Source organism: Stenotrophomonas sp. HMWF023 (assembly GCF_003060985.1).
GTDB lineage: Bacteria > Pseudomonadota > Gammaproteobacteria > Xanthomonadales > Xanthomonadaceae > Stenotrophomonas > Stenotrophomonas lactitubi.
This window is the reverse complement of record NZ_QAIJ01000034.1, coordinates 1-3,399: the sequence shown is the minus strand read 5'-3', so window position 1 is coordinate 3,399 and position 3,399 is coordinate 1. Positions and strand designations below refer to the sequence as shown.

Here is a 3,399-nt window from a genome sequence, read left to right as displayed (position 1 = left end):
CCAAAAGGCCGATCGGATCACTCTGAGAGTAGCGGCCCACCTTCGGGTCATACTCACGCTGGTAGTTATAAAACATCCCACTCGCGTCTGTAGCCTGCTGCCCCGGGAAACGCAGCGCCAGTTCGAACGCCACACCATCCCCATCGGGATCATTGGCCGGCGCCTGATCGCCAAACACCTCGCTCTTGCTGCTCCACTCCCAGATCGCAACATCCCTCACCGGATCGATCACCACGCGCGGCGTACCCAGGTGATCGGGCTGGATGTAGGCGAGCTCCGGTACTCCAGCGCCCGGCACATTGGTCAGCGCCACTGGGTAGTTGTCCAGCCAGATCGCCTGCTGCTGAGCCTGACCCGTGGCCGAATAGTTGCCCAGCCACTGGCCGGTCTCGTCATAGACCGTGATCTGGGCATCTCCGCCTTCCGGTGCTCGCAGTACGCGCTCGCCGCGATGGTTGTAGCCGTAGCGTTCGGCCACCGCGCCACCCACCTTGACCGCATTCATGCGATTGGCGTTGTCGTAGGTGAAGGCCTTGCTACCGACGCTGGTCGTGTTGCCTGCCGCGTCGTGGTTGCGAGCCTCTCCGCCTACGGCCACCAGACGATGGCTATCAGCCGGATAGCTATAGGTCGACGTGCCAGCCGAAGTGGTCAGCGAAGTGCGATTGCCCGTGGCGTCATAACCGTAGGTTTCGATCGGCGTACCGGTCGGGCCGTCCTGGGTCTGGGTCAGGCGCCCAAGTGCGTCGTACGCGTACTTGGCCTGCACGACGGTGCCTACACCATTCTTCAATTCGGTGATCGAACCCATCGGGTCATAGCCAAAGCCTAGGGACAGGCCACCAGCAGCCGGGTCGTGTACGGCCTTCGGGCGGTAGTCCAGATCCAGGGGACGCTGCAACTGGCGGCCATTGCCGTAGTTCCAGCCGGTGGCTGGGCCGAAGGCCGCATAGGTGACCCCGTTGACCACCACATGTCGCGCCTGCCCCGGACGGGTCAGGCCAATCTGGCTGATGCGGCCCAACGTATCGCGCACATAGTCAGCCACGCTGCCATCCGGATACGTCAGCGATGTGAGGCGACCGGACTTGCTATAGGCGTAGCGCAGGGTGCTGGCGACCCCATTCACAGTCTGCACCTTGCGGGTGACCTGGCCGAAGCGGTCATGGCAATAGATCGTACGTCCACCATTGTGCAGCACTTCGGACAACCGGCCCTTCGCGAAGCGCTCGTCGCTTGCACACACTGCCGGGGCCACGTCGTAGTGATAGCCCGCGTCCATGTTGGGGTCGGGGTAAGCCACACCCACCAGACGATTGAGCGCGTCATAGCTGTAGGTCGCGGTAATGCCACGCGCATCGGTGCGCGTTTTGCGGTTCCCTGCACTGTCTACAGTGAAGCCGGTGCCTCCGCTATCCGGGCTGACCTGACCCGTCAGGTCGCCAAAGCCGTTGTAGGCATAGGTGGTATGCAAGCCATTGGGGTCGATGACCTGCTCGATCTGGCCATCAGGCGCATAGTCGTAATGGAGTGTTTCGCCGATCCCACCTGCGTCCCTCACCTGCACCTTGGGCTGCCCCGCACCATCAAAGGTGCTGGTGGACACCACGCCCAATGGACTTTGCACTTCCAGCACATTGCCATTGGCATCGTAGCGATAGTTTGTCGCCTGCCCCTGCGCCCCTGTCTGACGTGTCATGCGGCTGGCGGTATCGAACTGGCGATCCGTAAATCGCTTCAGTCCGCCGCCGGCGTCGAGGACTTCTTCGCGAACCCGATTCCCCGCAGCGTCAAGGGTGTAGACAATACGATTCCCTGCAGCGTCCTCGATTCCCGCCAGGCGATCGGCCGTGTCATACACCATCCGGATCCATACCCCATCGGGCCCGATGATCCGAGTCCGCTTCCCGGTCGAACTGTATTCGTACAGCGTGATGCGATCATGGGCCGATGATTCCCCCTTGATCGTCTCAGTCAGTATTCGGCCGCCACCATCGAAGAGCCGTTCGGTTTCGACACCATCGACTCCACGGGTGAGCACCGCATTTCCCAGCGCGTCATATTCCAGAATTTCCGCACGCTGGCCCAGCGCATTAACGATGGCACGCAGGTCACCTTTCCTGTAGGAGCAGGCGCCGCCCGTCTCACATGTGGCGTCATTGGCCGCATAGTACTCGAACTGCGTGGTATGACCTGCCGCGTCCGCGCTTGAGCGCTGCAAGCCAACAATGGGACAGAGCGAAGCATTCGTCGCAACGTCGGCAGCCGTGCAATAGGTGTTGGCCATCTGCCTTACGTTGGCGGGAGCGGTTTGCAGCGAGCCGCATACGTAATCAGTACGCTGCACTGCATCGTACTCGCATACATAGAGATCGCGCCCCTGTGCATCCGGCACCCTTCGAGTGAGTGACACGAGTTGTTCACCGTCGGCGGTCTTCTGACCGACCCGGTCCTCGACCACGCGGTTAGCTGCGTCGCGCGTGGTCCTTGTCACCCGTCCCAGTGCCTCTTCGGTAGTCACCTGTTCTTGGGAGTGGCTGCCATTGTTGTTGTCGAAATATGCGTAGGTGACACGATTTCCCATTGCATCCTGGGCATAAGATCTGCGGCCGCTGGGCAGAAATCCGAACGAAGCACTGCCGCGGGAATCGGATGTCTGGGTGATCTGCCGGTAATTTGGTCCGCCAACAAGATGCTGACGGACCTCGCCCAGGCTGTTCACCGAGGTCGCCGATCCATCAGCGTTGTAACTGATGCCCAAGGCATCCACAGGCGCCCCGGAGGCCCACAGATGACTTCCAGTAACTTTGGCTTGCTCATTATAGGAGAAAGTCGCGTAGCGCTCGCTGCCCTCGATGATCCCGGTCAGCAGATTGCGGCTGTCTGCAGGAGCGAGTCCCGGCTCGGCATACAGATACTGCCGTGATGATCCGTCTGGCCTGATCACATGGGTGAGGTTGCCGGACGCGTCGTAGCTGTATCTGGCCATCGATCCATCAGGCAGCTCAATGGACACAAGCCTGCTCTTTTCATATGCGAAATGGAGAGCTCGCCCAAGCCCGTCAACGGCGCGCACCAGCCTTCCGTCGTCATCATGCTCCAGAGTGACGGAGTACTGCGGGTCGGGGTGAACGATCGCGATGAGCTGACCCCACCTGTCGAACCGCCGCGTAGTGCCATTCGACTCGACCAGTTTGTATCCTCCGTTATCCAGAGGCGTCAGCGTTTCGTCAGCGGCGCGCTCACCACGCCCCTGGCGGTAGGTCTCCAGGTAGCCTGACTCTGTAAATCGACTGTAGCCCCACGCTGAGGTCAAACGCCCCATATACGTGTGCGTCCAACTGCCCCCCAAATCGGGCGACACCTGCACTTGTCCGAGCGAGTGGTAGGAACGTACAA

The 3,399-nt window shown here is 61.0% G+C and carries 1 protein-coding gene; it reads right to left on the bottom strand.

Features of this window, described 5'->3' with window-relative positions; translation table 11 throughout:
- Positions 1-3,325 (bottom strand): RHS repeat-associated core domain-containing protein (locus tag DBR20_RS01490; protein WP_258223086.1); only part of this gene is annotated, 3,325 nt, incomplete at its 3' end.
- Positions 3,326-3,399: the final 74 nt, after the last annotated feature.